Origin of the sequence: Marinomonas sp., assembly GCF_965225885.1 — a bacterium.
In the GTDB taxonomy this organism is placed as follows: Bacteria; Pseudomonadota; Gammaproteobacteria; order Pseudomonadales; family Marinomonadaceae; genus Marinomonas.
Genome location: NZ_OZ245329.1, coordinates 647,738 through 664,033, shown reverse-complemented (window position 1 = coordinate 664,033; position 16,296 = coordinate 647,738). Strand labels below are relative to the sequence as shown.

The window sequence follows — 16,296 nt, the reverse complement described above, 5'->3', positions numbered from 1 at the left end:
ACTTTCCTTATTTAGCTGGCTTCCATCTGCTTACGCATCGAATCAACCAAGCTGGCGGTTTCAGGTCGGACTTGTCGCCACAGATAAAACGCTTCAGCGGCTTGACCCACCAGCATACCTAGACCATCGGCACCCTCGGCACCACGCTCGTGCGCCCATTGTAAAAACACCGTACGCGCTTTGCCGTACATCATGTCGTAACACCATGTCTCAGCGTTTATTAACTCATCTTTTAATGGTGGTAAACTGCCAGACAAACTCGCCGAAGTACCATTGATAATGATATCAAAGGGGCCTTCTAGCGCTTCGAAAGACGACGCCAGACAATCAAATTGATCAGCCAATAATTGCGCTTTCTCAAGTGTACGGTTGGCAATGGTGACAGATTCTGGATTCTCAGCCAAAAGAGGTTCAAGCACACCACGAACCGCGCCACCTGCGCCTAAAATAAGAATACGCTTGTCGGTTAAGCTCTGTCCGTGATTTTTAATAATGTCACGAACCATGCCAATCCCGTCGGTATTGTCGCCGAACAGGTCGCCATTTTTACCCATTAGTAAAGTATTCACCGCTCCGGCGAGTTTTGCTCTTTGGCTTAAAATATCGCACATAGCATAAGCGCGCTCTTTAAACGGCACAGTAACATTTAAGCCTTTGCCGTCTTTCTCAAAAAACTCTCTGACTTGGTTTTCAAATTCCACTTCGTCACCAAGCAAGGTCGAATACACTAATTCTTGATTCGTAAGCGTCGCAAAGTACGCATGAATACTCGGTGATTTACTGTGAGCAATCGGATTTCCAACAACTGCATAATTATCCAAAATGTATCCTCTTATTTATGCTTTAAATTAGCGAGCAACCAGCCAATCTTTTGAGGTTAAGTAATAATCGGTTAATTTCGCTTCTTCACTGTTTGGTTCGATTTGATACTCGTAGGTCCAGCGAACTTCTGGCGGCAATGACATCAGAATGGATTCGGTACGCCCCAATCCGCTTTGCAGACCAAAATGCGTACCACGGTCAAACACCAAGTTAAACTCAACATAACGTCCACGACGATGCAGTTGGAAATCTCGCTGTTGTTCAGTGAATGGCAAATCTTTACGGCGTTCGAGTATCGGCAAATAGGCTTTAGTAAAGGTATTTCCTACCGATTGCATCATGCCAAAGCAATGTTCAAAGCTGCCTTCGTTAAAATCATCATAAAACAAACCGCCGACACCTCGCGGCTCGCCACGGTGTTTCAAGTAGAAATATTCATCACACCATTTTTTAAAGCGCAAATAATAACCTTCGCCAAAGGGTTCGACTGCATCATAAGACGCTTGGTGCCAATGGATACAATCTTCATCAAAACCATAATAAGGTGTCAGATCAAAACCGCCACCAAACCACCAAACGGGCGCCATATCGTCTTTATAAACGATAAACAAACGCACATTAGCATGGGACGTCGGCGCCATTGGATTATTCGGATGAATAACCAAAGAGACCCCCATGGCTTCAAAACGGCCACCAGCCAACTCGGGACGATCTACCGTCGCAGAAGGCGGTAAGTTGTCACCCATGACATGAGAGAAGTTCACGCCGCCCTTTTCAATCACATCGCCACCGGCGATAACACGAGTACGTCCGCCACCACCATTTGGGCGATTCCAAGCGTCTTCTTTAAAACGCGCTGTCGGTTCGACGCTTTCTAATGTAGAGCAAATATGGTCTTGAAGAGACAGGAGATAGTCTTTAACGGCTTGAACATCGAGCTTGGTAACCGTAGCGGGTGAGCTTGCTGACATGAAATGCTCCATCTGGTCATGGCTTTAAAAAAATAAAATAAATAAAAACGGCCTAATCATTAAGGCCGTAGTTTATAACACTGAAAGAACATTTGTCGCGAAGGAACTTATTAATAGAAGGGAGCCATTAATAAAGATCCGAACCATCAGGACGGGTTCGTAACAAGTTTAGAATCCACATATATTGCTCAGAATGCTTAGATATCATCGCTTCAAGAGCTTGATTCATAATAAGAGCATCCGTTGCCTCATCACCGCTGGGGAAATTTTCTAAGGGAGGCGAGATAAAAAGCTCATATTTTCCTGACTCCGCATTGTACGCCGGCAACATGGGAACCACTGTCGCATTGGATAATTTGGCTAATTTACCCAGACCTTTCATCGTCGCTTTATTCGCCGCAAAGAAAGGCGTAAACACAGAATGCTGAGCACCCAAATCTTCATCCGGTAAGTAATACCCCAAATAACCTTCTTTAATCGACTTGAGGAAAGGCTTTATACCTGCACTACGAAGATAAACACGAGCGCCGTAGCGCACACGCTGAAGATGAATTAACCAATTAAAAATAGGATTTCTCTGCGCTCTGATAATAGCCGCTGTATTGTGACCTTTTGCCGTCAACATCACACCGGCGTAATCGATTGCCCAACAATGCGGAACCAAGGCAATGACATTTTGATCACTTTCGAGCAAAGGAAATAAATGTTCCTCGCCAAAAATCACCGTGCGCTTTTCACAATGACGCTGACTACGAGCAATCAATTCGCCATACGCTAGAAAATACTGGGCAGCCGTTCGGAAGCTACTTTTCAGGATATCTTCACGTTCTTCTAACGATTTGTCAGGGAAGCATTGTTCTAAATTAATTCGAGCTCTTTTTAAGGCAGCACTTTTGGTATTAATCAGCCTGTCAGCAATCCAACTTGCTACTTTATCACGCAATCGAAAAGGCAAAAAAGCAATCAACAAAGTAATTAAAACGCCAAACCAAGTCAGCCAAAAGCGGGGATGAAGAAAGCGCCACTCAAAAGTAGGACTGTAAAGATGCTTATCGCCATTGCTCATTCAGAAAGTGTTCGCATAATGTGTGAAGATGCAATGATACATTAATCAATCTGTCCCTTAAATTGTTATATCCCCTTCTTATATTAGAAAAAACACGCCACATTAAACGGCACGAGCCTTCCAACCGGACAAAGCTCGGTCAAAAAAATCAGGCTGATTCGTGCCTTGCACTAAAATCGAAGCGCCATGTAAACAGGCTAATAACTGACTGGCTTGCATAAACGCTTCTTCCTTATCGATCTTATCCAAACGTACAAACACTTGAGTAAGCCAGTCTAAAATAAGCTGATAAAAGGCGGCTAATTCGACACAAACGGATTCTGGCAAGACGGATTTATTCGATGTCAGCATGGTACACAAGCTCATATTGCGCTGTTCAACAATCTTTGTTTTGAAGCCATTGATAAAGCCATTTAACAAAACGTTAGCCGCAATCTTTTCACTATTAGGGTTTGGCAGCTGTGACGAAAAATCAGCGGTATAACGAACCATGACCGAAGAAACCAAGTCAGCCTTAGTCGGATAGTGATAGTGAACGCTTGCACTCTTAATTCCTACCGCTTCGGCGATGTCGCGAAAACTGAACGCGTTGTAACCGCCTTGCACAATGAAGCCTTCGGCGGCGTCCAGAATTTTGGTCTTAGTATCGTTTCTCTCAACGGTCATGAATCTGTCTCATCGTAATATTATCTATCTAGTGATAGGTATTTTATTGACCAAACCTAAATACTCAAGCTATATTGCATCTATCTAGTGATAGGTAGAAAACTATTCGCTTTGCAAGAAAATATTCTGGAGAGAGATATGACATACGATTTAGTGGTTTTGGGAAGCGGTCCTGGCGGTTATGCGGCGGCGTTTCGAGCAGCGGATTTGGGCTTGAACGTGGCTATGATAGAACGCCATGATGCATTAGGCGGCGTTTGCCTAAACGTGGGCTGCATTCCCTCCAAAGCCTTATTGCATGTGGCGGGAAAAATTCTCATGGCTGAAGCCCCCGCCCATGGCGTGCAATTTGCTAAACCAACCATCAACTTGGAGGACATTCGCCACCACAGACAATCTACCGTCGACACTTTAACTGGCGGTCTTACAATGATGGCCAAAGGCAGAAAGGTTACTGTCATTCATGGGGAAGGGACGATTGATTCAACCAGCTCAATCACCGTCACCAAAGACGGACAGACACAACAAGTCGATTTTAAAAACGCCGTCATCGCCGTCGGCTCTCGTGCGATAAAATTATCTTTTGTGCCTTACGACGATCCTAGAATTTTAGACTCCACCAGCGCGCTGCAACTCGAACGTATTCCAGAACACTTATTGGTTCTCGGCGGCGGCATCATCGGCTTAGAGATGGCCACGGTTTATCAATCCCTTGGCGCAAAAATAACCGTCGCGGAACTTGGCGAGCAAATCATGACCGGCGCAGATAAAGATTTGGTGAAGGTTTTCGAACAAGTAAACAAAGACCGCATGAGCTTCTTAACCAAAACACAAGTGACTAACATAGAAGCGACGCCAGAAGCCTTGAACGTCACCTTGCAAGACAAAGACGGTGAACGCCAGCTCACCGTAGACGCGGTACTGGTTGCTGTGGGTCGCTCGCCGAATGGCAAAACCGCGGGTATTTCAGACATTGGCGTAAAACTAGACGAACGTGGTTTTGTATTGACCAATGAAAAGTGCCAAACATCTGTACCCAATATTTATGCTATTGGCGATGTAACCCATGGCCCAATGCTGGCGCACAAGGCATCACATCAAGGCCACACCGCCGCCGAAGTCATTGCTGGCCACAAGGTAGATTTCCAACCGCTCGCTATTCCATCCATCGCTTACACTTTTCCAGAAGTGGCTTGGGTTGGCTTAACCGAAACCGAAGCGAAGAAGCAAAACATCAATGTTAAAACCGCCGTTTTTCCATGGACAGCCAGCGGACGCGCCATTGCCTCCGGCGTCACCCAAGGCAAAACCAAACTCATTTATGACGAAGCAACAGAACGCGTCTTAGGCGCTGGTATCGTTGGTTCTCATGCAGGGGAATTACTCGGTGAACTAACACTCGCCATCGAATTTGGCGCGACACTGGAAGACATAGCCTTAACCATCCACGCCCACCCAAGCCTACACGAAACCGTCGGCTTGGCAGCAGAACTTGGCGCCGGGACGATTACAGACTTGCCAAACAAGAAAGCGAAGATGGTTAAATAATACTTTCAGACTTTATCTAGTCTATCTCCATAAATTACTTTATTTCATTCTTCCCAAAACGGGAAAAGTCTTGCCATATGCAAGTCCATTTCCCATAATGGGAAATAGACTTACATGGAAGAGTAGTCAAATGAGAATATTCACCAAAAAAACACTAAGAGAATTTTGGGAGCAAAAAGAATTTCAGGATTCTGAACAGCCACTAAAAGCATGGCACGATGAAGCAAAACATGCAGTGTGGAAGACGCCACACGACATAAAAAAACAATATCGTAATGCGAGTGTAGTAAAAAACAACAAGGTAATCTTCAATATCCACGGTAATAAATACCGCTTAGTTATTGAGATAGATTATGAGTGCTCTCACTGTTATGTACTGTTCGTAGGCACTCACAAGCAATATGACAAAGTGGATATTGATTCACTTTAAGAGGTAACAAGATGAACATTAAACCTATTAAAAATGATGATGATCTAGACGCAGCTGTTTTACGCATGCGTAGCCTTCGTGGAGCTAAGCCCAATACGCCAGAAGGCGATGAAATGGAAATTCTAGCGGCGCTAGCTGAAGCCTACGAAGAAAAGCATCACGCTATCGATCCACCCGACCCAATAGAAGCCATCAAATTTCGCATGGAACAAATGAACTTAAAAGATACCGATTTAATCGAGTATCTAGGTCAACGCAGCCGAGTCAGTGAAGTGCTAAACAAGAAAAGGCGCTTAAGTCTAACCATGATCCGCAGCTTGAATAAAGGCCTACATATTCCTTTAGAATGCTTGATTAAAGACTATAGCTTAGACAATGAAAAAGCCGTTTGATCAAACGGCTTTTCGACTTGTATTTGTCATGGAATATAGGGGCTAGTGCGAAATACTTATCAACTCACATAAACGATATGTTGCTCGTCATCATAACTAAAATTGAGAACAATCTGAATTTGGCTTTCTTCGAGATGCAGCTTAGAAACCAGATCACATGTGCCTTTTTCGGCTTTTTCCGAAAGCGCTTTTAATTGCTTTTCCAGCATTACCCAAGCAATACCATCCCTTGATTCATCGAAATTATTACCCGCTCTAGAAGCTGTCCTTAGCCAACTGAAATAAGCCAATGAATTCGCTTTGATATCAACACTATCGCCAGCATCTGTGGCTACATAGCTAAGTCCACAATGGGAAAACTGTTGTTTTAAATACGTTTTCCACTGCTGCATAAACTGATCAAAATAAGACAAACAAAACCCTTTTAACTTAATTAAACGTTTCGAAAAGACATATAGAACACATTTCATCAAAAGCCAGCAAGCACATCTGCAATAAACCTATTTAGAAATCGCATCTCAAAAGATAATTTGTTGACTACTTTTTGCTCCAGGTATATTTTGGATACAAAATCCATTTTAAAAAATGGTTAGCAAATTCCTCCAATTTCTTAGAACAGGTATCAAATTATGAGCAATGCAATTTTAGACGTTAGTGTTTTCAACGGCATCATGCCGGCGTTGATGACGCCTTGTAAGGCGGATCGCACGCCGGATTTTGATAATTTGGTGAAGAAGGGTAAGGAAATGATCGCGGCAGGTATGTCTGCCGTGGTGTATTGCGGTTCCATGGGCGATTGGCCTTTGTTGACGGATGCGGAGCGCATGGAAGGCGTGGAGCGTTTGGTTAACGCTGGCATTCCTGTGGTGGTTGGAACTGGGGCGATTAATACCAAATCCGCTGTGGCTTTGGCTGCACATGCAGAGAAAGTCGGTGCGGCAGGGTTGATGGTAATTCCTCGTGTGCTATCTCGTGGCTCGGTAATTGCTGCACAGAAGCATCATTTTAAGGCGATTTTAGACGCGGCGCCGTCCATTCCAGCGATTATCTACAACAGCCCTGTGTATGGCTTTGAAACCCGTGCGGATTTGTTTTTCGCGCTACGTGCTGAGCATAAGAATCTGGTTGGCTTCAAAGAATTTGGCAGCAAAGAAGCCTTGCGTTATGCGGCGGAAAACATCACCTCCCAAGACGATGACGTTTTGCTGATGGTCGGTGTGGATACGGCGGTCTATCATGGCTTTGTCAAATGTGGCGCGGTTGGTGCGATTACTGGTATTGGTACGGCGCTACCGAATGAAGTGCTGTTACTCGCCAACTTATGTAAGTTAGCAGCAAAAGGTAACGCGGAAGCCCGCGTTCGCGCCCAAGAATTAGAAGAAGCGTTTTCTGTCTTAGCCAGTTTCGACGAAGGCCCTGAGTTGGTGTTGTTCTTCAAATATTTGCTTGTTTTAAACGGTGAAGAAGAGTATCGATTACACTTCAACGAAACGGACGAGCTGAACGCTGCGCAACGTCGTTACTGTGAAGATCAATATGCGCTCTTCAAAGACTGGTTTGCAGATTGGGCGAAACAAGGTGGAGTAATAAATACATGCAAGTCATAGACAGTCATACGGAAGGTGAGCCAACCCGAGTTATTGTGTCTGGTGGACCGGATTTAGGTTCTGGCTCGTTGGCTGAACGCGCCAAGATTTTAGCCACGGAACATAAGGATTTTTATCGATCTGTAGTATCAGAACCCTACGGACAAGAAGCCATGGTCGGCGTGATGCTGGTTGAACCGGTTGATCCTGAATGCATGGCAGGGGTGATTTATTTCGATGCCGCGGCAGTCATCGGCATGTGTGGTCACGGCACCATTGGCGTGGCTGCAACCTTGGCTCACATGGGTAAAATTGGTATCGGTACTCATAAAATCGAAACGCCCGTTGGTGTGGTTGAGGTGACCTTGTCTGATGCCAATACAGTGACGGTGAAAAACGTGGCCAGCCATCGTTTGCACAAAGATGTAAGCTTAGAAATCGAAGGAGTAGGTACAGTCTCTGGCGATATTGCTTATGGCGGAAATTGGTTCTTTATTGTCGATAAAAGCCCTGTACCTGTGGTTCCAAACAACATTCGTAATCTGACCGAAGTATCGATCAAAATTCGTGACGCCATTGAAGCGAAGCAGTTAACAGGTACAGATGGCGGCATCATTGATCATGTTGTTCTTTATGGGCCAGCGCTAAGCGAAAATGGCCACAGCCGTAATTTTGTTCTGTGTCCTGACAATGCCTACGACCGCTCACCTTGCGGCACAGGCAGCTCAGCTCGCTTGGCTTGTCTCGCGGCGGATAAGCGTCTTGCTCCGGGTGAAGAAATCATTCAAGAAAGCACTATTGGCAGCAGTTATCATTTGAGCTATCAGCCTTCGACTGCCGATACCATTATTCCCAATATAACTGGGCAGGCGTTTGTCACTAAAGAGGCCACTTTAATGATTAACCCCAACGACCCGTTGAGAAATGGCATTACATTGTCTTAGCGATGGAATCAAACTCAAACTATTGGTTAGAAATGATTGGTGAACCCAAAATGGACATGATAAAACACGATGTGATTGTTATTGGTGCTGGCATTATCGGCATCAGCATTGCGTTAAAACTGCAATCGGAAGGCCGACAAGTATTGGTGCTGGACAGCAAAGGGGTCGCGGCAGAAACCTCGTCCGGCAATGCTGGCGCCTTTGCCTTTGCTGATGTCATTCCTCTCGCCACTCCAGGCATTATGCGAAAAGCGCCAAAATGGTTGGTCGATCCCCTCGGCCCTTTGTCGTTACGCCCTGCTTATGTGTTGAAGATTATTCCTTGGATGTTGCGTTTCTGGCGCGCCAGCTGGCAAGACAAATATCAAGCCGCCTTGGCCGCACAAGCCAGTTTGATGGATTTGTCGAAAGCCGCTCTTGAGCGCCAAATCGATGCGGTGAATGGCGAAGCCATGATTCGTCGAGAAGGACAGTTGCAGCTTTACGAAGGCCAAGCCGAATTCAATGCCAGCCTTGCTGGCTGGCAAACTCGCCAAGAGCATGGCGTAGTCTATGAGTTTTTAATCACGCCAGAGGCAATTGCTGAAATTCAGCCTGGCATTGACCCTAGGTTTACCCATGCGGCTTATACGCCAGAATGGAAAAACGTCTGTGATCCTGCTGAATGGACTCAGCACTTGGCCAACGAGTTTGAAAAACGTGGCGGTAAAATAGCCATCGCGTCGATTCATTCCATTGATTTAAAAGACAATTCTGTAAACTTAAAAAGTGATTCGGCCGATTATGAAACCAACCAAGTGATAATTGCAGCTGGTGCTTGGTCAAAAACTTTAGCGCAATCTATTGGTGACAATTTGCCATTAGATACAGAACGAGGGTACAACACAACCTTACAAGCGGGTGCATTCGATTTGAAGACTCACCTGACGTTTAGTAATCATGGTTTTGTGGTAACCAAAATAGGCGAGGGTGTTCGTGTTGGAGGTGCCGTTGAGCTAGGCGGATTACACCTAAAACCCAATTACAAGCGAGCAGATGTGTTGCTCAATAAAGCAGCCGACTTCTTACCCGGTCTGAAAATCGAAGGCGGAAAGCAATGGATGGGGTTTCGTCCTTCCATGCCTGACAGCTTGCCCGTAATAAGCTATGCCAGCCGTTCTAAACGAGTGATTTACGCGTTTGGGCATGGCCATTTAGGGCTGACTCAATCCGCAGGAACCGCTGAGCTTGTCGCGGCGCTGATCAATAACGGCACTCCGGACATTGATCTTACACCGTTTTCATCGGATAGATTTTAATCTTTACCTAAAGTCATAATAGATTAAATGAGTGGCATTTTTCTTCGAAACTGCCGCCTACCTCATAAAAACGCCACTCTATTTAATCTACGAACGACAATGCTGGCGACTTTAGAGGAAGCGAATCTGAATGAAAATTAGCGGCGAGCAGCGGCGATCCATTCCAGCACTTGGAACTTGGTGTTTTCAATATGGGAGCGGAGCTTGTCGGCAGCGGCAGTTACGTTGCGCTGGCGGGCAAGAGCTAATAATTCGCTGTGGTCTTGTTGTGCTCTGGTAGAGTTTTTCAGTTGGTCGATGTGTATGCTGACATAACGATTGGATTGTAAGCTAGCGCGCTCCAATAAATTCGTTGTTAGCTTTCTATCGGCTGCGGCATACAACGCACCATGAAACTCAGCGTTTAATGGTCCCCACGCTGCAACATCGCCACTCTGATAGGACAATTCCATTTCTTTTAAAATGCGTTCGCATTGCTCAAAATGTGCTTCTTGCATGAGTGGAATCGCTCGGGTGAAAAGATCCACCTCCAACATCATTCGCACGTCAAAGATTTCGGCGATTTCTTCTAAGGTATGTTTGGTAACCGTCGCGCCACGATTATTGGTGAACACCACCAGCCCTTCGGCATCAAGGCGTTTTAGCGCTTCACGGATTGGCATGCGCGAGACATCGTATTCTTCCGCCAATAATTCTTGGCGAATAAGCTCACCTTCAGCGAGATCACCGCACAAAATGCGCTGACGTAAATCCGCTGCAATAACATCGGGTAAACTCTGACGAACCACTGCTCTTTTCTGCGCCAATCTATTACTCCTTCATGAGCTAAGTTTTCGAGATCTAAACCTTCACAACCTTAAGTGTGAAAGATTGGCCTATTATACGCAAAAGCGCCGTTAACGTGAGGTTAACGGCGCTTTTTTTGTCGCTCGCTTATCAAGTGATACTTGGCAGATCAACCGCTTAAAAAGTTAGGTTACCCGTCAAGCTATAAGTACGGCCCAAGGCAGGGTAACGACCAACAGGGCTGGTATCCACACCACGGAAGTAGTATTCCTTGTCGAACAAGTTATTAATCGCGGCATCAACCGTCAATGTCGTTTTACCGGATTGATACAGCTCTTTGCTGACGTTTAGATTCCACACGGTATAAGACGGATTTTTTCCTTTTGAACCACTCACGTTTTCCTCTGTGGTATTAGCCGAATCCGAGAAAGCATCACTGTAGTAGTACCCAGATACCGTAGATTGGTAACCCGCAAGGTTATAGCTCGCATCCCAAGAAATCTGGTGTTTAGAAGCATCAACAAGCTCATTACCTTTGTTAGCCCCGTCTTCTTCATAAGTTGCATCCAGGTAAGTGTAAGCCAGACCCAAACTTAAATCGGGTAAAGATTCTGGCCCATAACGACCGGATAACTCAACGCCTTGGTGAAGGGTTTTACCCACGTTTTCGAAGATTTGTTGTCCACTGTTCCACTGCAACTGATCCTTGTAGTCAATACGATACAGCGCCGCATTAAAGGTATTTCGTCCGTATGAATAGCGCGCACCTAGCTCATAATTCCAGGATAATTCGCCTTCCTTTTTACCGGCATTGCGCAATTTATCAATTTGCGGAGCGCGCAAGGATTTTTGCGCATTAACATAAGAGACCCAGTCATCCGTTAAGCTGTATGCAATCGTTAAACCCGGCAAAGCTTCGTTAATCTGATTACTTTGTTGAACCTTTTTTCCTATGTCTTTGTAGTTCATATGAACCGACTCAAAACGCATTCCCGGCGTAATTTTCAGACGATTATCCATAAAGCCAATTTCATCGCTCACATAACCAGCAACAGCATTGGTTTCTAAATGCCAGTCGCGAGGCAGTTTTACGGCACCCGACGCAATGTTTCGTTGGTATAATTTATAGCTCATGTCTTCGTTCACGTAACGCATGCCAACGATCAGGTTTTGCGTCACGCTTTCTGGTGATCCTAGCGCCACAGACAATTTAGGTTCCACGCCATAAACGGTAAACTCACGAGGTGAGTTCCTAATATCCGTCGAGGTAAAACGAGGATCAGCCCAGTGAATAACATTTGGATTTTGACCATCGTTAAAATAACCCCAAATAAAGTTACGGGTATCGTGATGACCAAAGGTCAGCACTTCAAACTGAGCAGCATTCCCCCAATCCAAATCCTGCATGTACTTTAAATGCCAGCGTGATGCCGTGGCTTCATAATTATCCAGTAAACGTTGAGATTGTGTACGATCTTCTCTGTATCCTTGTGTTGTTAATGCTCCCGGCATTTGAGTATCGGCTTCATATCTTTGTATAAAAGTTTGCAACTCTTGAGTATCACTGATCAACCAATCGGTTTTGATTTGGAAGTTCTAGATATCGGTATCTGAGTGGTCTCGGGCACTGTCACCATTTTGAGTATTCGCTTCAAGCTGTATGGCAAAATCATCGTTGACCCAGCCACCCGTGCGTAAATACAAGTTATTCAATGTATTACTGCTGTGCTCAAAGCCAGTTATCCGGTTACTGATTTGTGATTCCCAATCCTTAGGGATGGGTTTAGTCACAAGGTTAATTACGCCGCCGACGTTATTTGGACCATATTGCACAGCAGCACCACCACGAACCACATCGATACGTTCTAATGATGACAAGGTCGCAGGAAAAACAGATTGTCCTGTGTGGCCATAAGGCGCTAGCGTTAATGGCACGCCATCCATTAGATATTGCGCTTGCCCACTGCGACTAGCACTTAAACCACGAACAGAGACGTTAGGAAGGACACCAGTTCCGGTTTCGTCTTGAACTTTCACCCCTGGAACTTGTTGTAGCGCATCATCAATGGATTTAGCAGCGGTTTTGGTCATCTGCTCAGCAGAAATAACAGTCCGACTACCGCCATATTCTTTAACATCCGATTCTTTTGATTCGCCGATAACACTGGCATTTACGGTTAGCGCTTTCAATTGATTGGCATCGTTGGCGGCTTGCACAGAGACGCCAAAAGCCATGGAGTAAGCCAGTAAAGAATAACGAAATACTGTAGTGCTTATTGAACGATTTTCTTGAATAGACATAGAACAAATTCTTCCTTAACAACAAAATAATAAGACTGAGTGATCAAAGTTCGTAGCTGTAACTGACCATGAATTCTGCTGGTGCGCCGTAACCAATGGAGTTAATGCCTGTCGCGCCATCGGTAGAACCGAGGTAGTACTTTTCATCGAAGAGGTTGTAGAGATTAAATTGCACTTTATGCTTACCGGTTTGATAAGACGCCATGGCGTTAACTGTGGTGTAGTCACCTAGATCAACCGCTTCGTTATTACCGGCGTAACGATCTCCCACATATTTCACGCTGCCGCCAAAGCGCCATGCATCGCTAAATTGATAAGTCGTGCCAAGGGAAACAAGCTGATCCGAAACGTCATTTGGCTTCTTGCCCGTTTTACGGTCTTTCGCATCAAGGTAGGTGTAGCTTGCCGTAGCGCTTAGTTGCTTAGTGATCTGACCGCGCATTTCTAGCTCTAAGCCCTTATGACGAGCTTCAATTTTGCTCGTAATGAAGCCACTGTTATTGGTTTGAGGTTGCTCTTGATCAATTTGGAAAATCGACGCATTTAGCATTAGAGCATCATCAAGCAAGTAAGCTTTCGCACCAACTTCTTTAAGTTTTGTGGAATAGAATTCAGAAAGTTTTGGATTAATAAAAATACCGCCGTACGGCAGCTGCCAAGACTTGGCTAAGGTTGCGTAAGTCGAAACGTTATCGTTGATTCGATACACCGCGCCAAAGCGATAGCTGGTTTTATCATCGCTATTACTGGCCGTTTGACCGTTAACAATTTTGGTCTGATCTAAGTCCATATGATCTTGACGAACATTACCAGTAAACGACCAATCGCCTAGCGTGACAATATCCTGAACGTATACGCCGAATGATTTTGTGGTATTTTCGCGATTTTAGGAAAGCCTAAGTCGGAAACGTTTGCGGCGATTGGATTGTTAATAGATTTATCTGGCAACGTCCCAGCCGATTGTGGTGCGTTGTAGTTCATATCGATTTGATTGTAATCCGCACCGAACAAGAACTCTTGATTGCCAACATGCCATTTCAATTCAGATTGAAGCGTTGTTGTGGTGCGCGGATCGTAGCCAAAGTTATTCAAGGTTTGCTGAACCGTCGAGGTAACGGGTGTGGTTTTTTGTCTCGTTCCTTGTTGCTTTAGGGTAACGCGGTTATAGGAAGCTCGATTGTTCCATGTCACATCAGAACCAAGCTTCAGTTCATCGTCTATGGCAATTCTTACGCTGTCTGATTTTTGGTAATCATTGGCGCTACCGAAAAAAGTGCTGCGTGGCACATCAACTGGCTTACCATTTCGTGACGGCACACCACGGTAAGGCACTAAATTTTGATGGGCGATTTCTAGGTCGACATTAAGTTTGTGATCATCAGAAGGATTAAATTGAATGGTAGGAGCAATGAAGTAATCCTCCATATCCACACGATCTACGAACGAGTCTGAACGGCGAACTTCCAAGTTAATACGGCCGTTGATTTTATCGGTTAACTGGGCAGAGCTGTCCACCGAACCCACCATTTTGTCATGGCTTCCATAACCAATATTGAAGCGTGTGAACTCATCACCATCGGCACGTTTGGTCACCATATTGATAATACCGCCAGAAGAACCTCGACCATAAAGTGCGCCAGCAGGGCCTTTAACCACTTCAACACGCTCTAGGTTTGCCAGACTGCGGTAAGACTGCAAATTACCATCGTCACGTAAACCGTCGCGGTAAATATCTTGTAGGGAATCAAAGCCACGAATAACGAATTGATCTCGGCTGCCTTCGCCCAAGGTATTGTTGACACCTGCGACGCCATCCAGCGCATCCACCAGCTTCACCGCACCACGGTCTTTGATCTCCGTGTCTGTCACAACAGATACAGATTGCGGAACATCTAACCATTCAGCATCAGATTTACTACCAGAGGTTGGTAGCTCTTGGGCATAGCCCTTGTAGCCTTGAACGGTTAAAGAGATCACTTTGTCAGGATTTGACACGTTATTCGTTGCTGCCACTTCGGCAAAAGAAGAAAAAGACGCCAAAGACACGGCAAGCGCCAAAGGTGTCAGGATGAAGGATTTGCTTATCATGCTTAAAATTCCACTAACTGCGTTGGAGTAAAGATGTTGAAATGTTATTTATGATAATGAGAACACATATCATTTATATTTACAAACAAAAATGGCTCGTTGCAAATTATGCAACAAGCCAAAATAAAACAGCTAATAAGTAAAGACGATCACGATAGACGCCACTTCAGGCGTGTGTTTGGTAGGTTCTATATTCTTGATAAGGTTCGTTGGCAAGGCTCGTCTATAAGGTAATAGATTAATGACAAATTAAATTTAGGGGGACAGAATCCTATCAAGGTCTTGAGCAATCCCTTCTGCCGCCATCATGCCTCGATTTAACGACCATAACTCCGGCGATACTTTAATCTCTTGCTGCTTTCTCACCGCCGTTAGCAACTGAAACAAAGGCACACTTCGCCAATCATCTAATACCGTCTTATCACCATAAACGCCCATCAAAAGCCAGTCAGGATTAACCTGCAATAAAAGCTCTAAGCTCGCTGGAATATACGGCGTGTCTAATTGTTCTTTAATCGGGCTGATAAAACCCAGTTCCGTTAAGACACTTCCTGCGTAAGAATTCGGCCCATGCAGCCACATGCCACGCGCGCTGGCAATCGCGAACTGGACGCTGCCAAGGTCTTTCTTTTCAGCGAACGACTGACGATAAGCCGCCATGATGGCTCTATGTTGCTTAATCCTTTGCTGCATTTCAGCGTTTTTATTTACAATTACGCCGATTTTGGCAGCGGCTTCTAGATTTTCTTTATAGGTTTCGCCACGACTTTTTAATAAAAGCGTTGGCGCAATTCGAGCCAGACTGTCGTACGCCGCAGCGTGGCGTTCAAAATCCGCAATAATCAAATCTGGGTGTAAATCGGCAATATTTTCCATACTTGGCTGCGAGCGCATTCCCAAAGAGGTCCAAGGGTTTAATCGTGCCTTCACGTCAGGGAGCAAAATATTGGGATCATTATCATCAGCGATCCCAACAGGTGAAATACCGACCACCGCCAGCGCATCGACAAAGGACAGCTCTAAAACGACAATGCGTTTAGGCTCTGCAGATAGGGTGAAAATACCCCGCTCATCTTGAATGCTTGGGTAAGCCCAGGCTGACACTGACAATAAAAGGGAGAAGGCGCAGATCAACAAACTACGAAACAACATAATAACCACTCTTTTTACGAATGCGTGCATCATATTTTAAAAGAGAATAACTATCAATTTCATTTCTAAACTGTTCTTTAATCTAATGCCTTAAAAGCATCTTCTCTCTTTTCTCTTGGTCGTTTACTGCCGGTCAATCACGAATGTTTGAATCTCATCAAACATTGGATTGATAGCTTCTCATTTTTCAAACTGTGGCCATTGCCTACTATCGATTGATATTGAAAGTGCAACGCCTTGAATCGC

At 45.0% G+C, this 16,296-nt stretch carries 17 protein-coding genes; 6 read left to right on the top strand and 11 right to left on the bottom strand.

What is annotated here, in order from left to right; genetic code table 11:
* Positions 1-11: 11 nt before the first annotated feature.
* The 4 genes from aroE to ACO05V_RS03015 form a co-directional block, all read right to left on the bottom strand.
* Positions 12-821 carry a shikimate dehydrogenase gene (aroE, locus tag ACO05V_RS03030; protein WP_421847368.1) on the bottom strand — a complete coding sequence of 270 codons (810 nt, stop codon included), beginning with the start codon at positions 819-821 and terminating at the stop codon, positions 12-14.
* Positions 822-848: 27 nt separating this feature from the next.
* Positions 849-1,793, bottom strand: a complete 945-nt coding sequence (gene hemF / locus ACO05V_RS03025) for an oxygen-dependent coproporphyrinogen oxidase (protein ID WP_421847366.1) — start codon at positions 1,791-1,793, stop codon at positions 849-851.
* A gap of 127 nt (positions 1,794-1,920) precedes the next feature.
* Entirely contained in the window at positions 1,921-2,859 is a 939-nt protein-coding gene (gene lpxM, locus ACO05V_RS03020; RefSeq protein WP_421847364.1) for a lauroyl-Kdo(2)-lipid IV(A) myristoyltransferase, read from the bottom strand.
* Positions 2,860-2,961: 102 nt separating this feature from the next.
* A complete protein-coding gene (locus ACO05V_RS03015) occupies positions 2,962-3,525 on the bottom strand; it encodes a TetR/AcrR family transcriptional regulator (RefSeq protein ID WP_421847362.1) in 564 nt (187 codons plus the stop codon).
* Positions 3,526-3,663: 138 nt separating this feature from the next.
* On the opposite strand from ACO05V_RS03015, the gene lpdA reads away from it, so the two are divergent.
* The 3 genes from lpdA (at position 3,664) to ACO05V_RS03000 (ending at position 5,895) form a co-directional block, all read left to right on the top strand.
* Complete coding sequence (gene lpdA / locus ACO05V_RS03010; protein WP_421847360.1) at positions 3,664-5,073, top strand: dihydrolipoyl dehydrogenase; 1,410 nt, start codon at positions 3,664-3,666, stop codon at positions 5,071-5,073.
* 130 nt (positions 5,074-5,203) lie between these two features.
* On the top strand, positions 5,204-5,503 hold the full coding sequence (locus ACO05V_RS03005) for a type II toxin-antitoxin system HigB family toxin (protein WP_421847358.1): 300 nt from the start codon (positions 5,204-5,206) through the stop codon (positions 5,501-5,503).
* An 11-nt stretch (positions 5,504-5,514) separates the two neighbouring features.
* On the top strand, positions 5,515-5,895 hold the full coding sequence (locus ACO05V_RS03000) for a helix-turn-helix domain-containing protein (RefSeq protein WP_421847356.1): 381 nt from the start codon (positions 5,515-5,517) through the stop codon (positions 5,893-5,895).
* 59 nt (positions 5,896-5,954) lie between these two features.
* Here the strand turns inward: ACO05V_RS03000 and ACO05V_RS02995 are convergent, their stop codons facing one another.
* Positions 5,955-6,308, bottom strand: a complete 354-nt coding sequence (locus ACO05V_RS02995) for a hypothetical protein (protein WP_421847354.1) — start codon at positions 6,306-6,308, stop codon at positions 5,955-5,957.
* A gap of 216 nt (positions 6,309-6,524) precedes the next feature.
* On the opposite strand from ACO05V_RS02995, the gene ACO05V_RS02990 reads away from it, so the two are divergent.
* The 3 genes from ACO05V_RS02990 to ACO05V_RS02980 are packed head-to-tail and all read left to right on the top strand — an operon-like array spanning position 6,525 to position 9,723.
* Positions 6,525-7,502 (top strand): dihydrodipicolinate synthase family protein, encoded by a 978-nt coding sequence (locus ACO05V_RS02990; RefSeq protein ID WP_421847352.1) that lies wholly within the window; start codon positions 6,525-6,527, stop codon positions 7,500-7,502.
* Entirely contained in the window at positions 7,490-8,425 is a 936-nt protein-coding gene (locus ACO05V_RS02985; protein ID WP_421847350.1) for a proline racemase family protein, read from the top strand. Before ACO05V_RS02990 ends, ACO05V_RS02985 begins: the two co-directional genes overlap by 13 nt.
* Before the next feature lie 2 nt (positions 8,426-8,427).
* Positions 8,428-9,723, top strand: coding sequence for an NAD(P)/FAD-dependent oxidoreductase (locus ACO05V_RS02980; protein ID WP_421847348.1), 1,296 nt, complete (start codon positions 8,428-8,430; stop codon positions 9,721-9,723).
* Positions 9,724-9,860: 137 nt separating this feature from the next.
* Here ACO05V_RS02980 and ACO05V_RS02975 read toward each other — a convergent pair whose 3' ends face one another.
* The 6 genes from ACO05V_RS02975 to ACO05V_RS02950 form a co-directional block, all read right to left on the bottom strand.
* Positions 9,861-10,529, bottom strand: a complete 669-nt coding sequence (locus tag ACO05V_RS02975) for a GntR family transcriptional regulator (protein WP_421847346.1) — start codon at positions 10,527-10,529, stop codon at positions 9,861-9,863.
* Between the two features lie 157 nt (positions 10,530-10,686).
* Positions 10,687-12,081, bottom strand: coding sequence for a TonB-dependent receptor family protein (locus tag ACO05V_RS02970; protein ID WP_421847344.1), 1,395 nt, complete (start codon positions 12,079-12,081; stop codon positions 10,687-10,689).
* A gap of 24 nt (positions 12,082-12,105) precedes the next feature.
* Complete coding sequence (locus ACO05V_RS02965) at positions 12,106-12,810, bottom strand: TonB-dependent receptor plug domain-containing protein (protein ID WP_421847342.1); 705 nt, start codon at positions 12,808-12,810, stop codon at positions 12,106-12,108.
* 43 nt (positions 12,811-12,853) lie between these two features.
* On the bottom strand, positions 12,854-13,651 hold the full coding sequence (locus tag ACO05V_RS02960) for a TonB-dependent receptor (protein ID WP_421856852.1): 798 nt from the start codon (positions 13,649-13,651) through the stop codon (positions 12,854-12,856).
* Complete coding sequence (locus ACO05V_RS02955) at positions 13,639-14,898, bottom strand: TonB-dependent receptor (protein WP_421847340.1); 1,260 nt, start codon at positions 14,896-14,898, stop codon at positions 13,639-13,641. Before ACO05V_RS02955 ends, ACO05V_RS02960 begins: the two co-directional genes overlap by 13 nt.
* A gap of 255 nt (positions 14,899-15,153) precedes the next feature.
* Complete coding sequence (locus ACO05V_RS02950; protein ID WP_421847338.1) at positions 15,154-16,050, bottom strand: Fe(3+) dicitrate ABC transporter substrate-binding protein; 897 nt, start codon at positions 16,048-16,050, stop codon at positions 15,154-15,156.
* Between the last annotated feature and the right edge of the window lie 246 nt (positions 16,051-16,296).

What these genes read in the sequence shown, in the direction of transcription:
- ACO05V_RS02980 (WP_421847348.1), top strand. Translation starts at nt 8,428, where the DNA reads ATGGAATCAAACTCAAACTATTGGTTAGAAATGATTGGTGAACCCAAA.
- ACO05V_RS02965 (WP_421847342.1), bottom strand. Translation starts at nt 12,810, where the DNA reads ATGTCTATTCAAGAAAATCGTTCAATAAGCACTACAGTATTTCGTTAT.
- ACO05V_RS03015 (WP_421847362.1), bottom strand. Translation starts at nt 3,525, where the DNA reads ATGACCGTTGAGAGAAACGATACTAAGACCAAAATTCTGGACGCCGCC.
- lpxM (WP_421847364.1), bottom strand. Translation starts at nt 2,859, where the DNA reads ATGAGCAATGGCGATAAGCATCTTTACAGTCCTACTTTTGAGTGGCGC.
- ACO05V_RS02955 (WP_421847340.1), bottom strand. Translation starts at nt 14,898, where the DNA reads ATGATAAGCAAATCCTTCATCCTGACACCTTTGGCGCTTGCCGTGTCT.
- ACO05V_RS02990 (WP_421847352.1), top strand. Translation starts at nt 6,525, where the DNA reads ATGAGCAATGCAATTTTAGACGTTAGTGTTTTCAACGGCATCATGCCG.
- ACO05V_RS03000 (WP_421847356.1), top strand. Translation starts at nt 5,515, where the DNA reads ATGAACATTAAACCTATTAAAAATGATGATGATCTAGACGCAGCTGTT.
- lpdA (WP_421847360.1), top strand. Translation starts at nt 3,664, where the DNA reads ATGACATACGATTTAGTGGTTTTGGGAAGCGGTCCTGGCGGTTATGCG.
- ACO05V_RS03005 (WP_421847358.1), top strand. Translation starts at nt 5,204, where the DNA reads ATGAGAATATTCACCAAAAAAACACTAAGAGAATTTTGGGAGCAAAAA.
- ACO05V_RS02950 (WP_421847338.1), bottom strand. Translation starts at nt 16,050, where the DNA reads ATGTTGTTTCGTAGTTTGTTGATCTGCGCCTTCTCCCTTTTATTGTCA.
- hemF (WP_421847366.1), bottom strand. Translation starts at nt 1,793, where the DNA reads ATGTCAGCAAGCTCACCCGCTACGGTTACCAAGCTCGATGTTCAAGCC.
- ACO05V_RS02985 (WP_421847350.1), top strand. Translation starts at nt 7,490, where the DNA reads ATGCAAGTCATAGACAGTCATACGGAAGGTGAGCCAACCCGAGTTATT.